This window comes from Prevotella sp. LCP21S3_D2, assembly GCF_052118345.1.
Lineage (GTDB): Bacteria > Bacteroidota > Bacteroidia > Bacteroidales > Bacteroidaceae > Prevotella.
Genome location: NZ_JBQKHJ010000118.1, coordinates 1 through 362 on the forward strand (window position 1 = coordinate 1; position 362 = coordinate 362).

The following is a 362-nucleotide window of genomic DNA, read 5'->3' on the forward strand; positions in this document are numbered from 1 at the left end:
CGGCAAGCGAACCATCAAGGCGAAAGAGGAGGCGAAGTCAAGCGACAAGGGTGCGCCAACCATCGAGGAGGCGGCTTCCCACATCAAGGAACTGCTCGACCTGTGGGGCTACCGGTTCGAGCCTGAGCATCACAACGAGTACGTATGGCACTTTGCCGACATCTGCATCTACTATGGCATCCCGCAGGAAGAAGTTCTGACCTACGCCGACCGTGAGTTTGGCACCAGCTACCAGGAGACGGCTTCCGTCATCAAGTCTCGCTACAAGCATCTGCATAAGTTTGGCATCTGGCACTTCTATCGCCAGGGCGAGGGCCGCAGCGGCAAGCCATCGGTAAGGAGCATCAAGCAGTGGCTACTCA

The 362-nt window shown here is 57.5% G+C and carries 1 protein-coding gene; it reads left to right on the plus strand.

The genetic code is table 11. From position 1 onward, the window contains the following. A partial coding sequence (locus tag ACTQ16_RS16865) for a hypothetical protein (protein WP_441938593.1) occupies positions 1 to 362 on the plus strand: 362 nt, incomplete at both ends.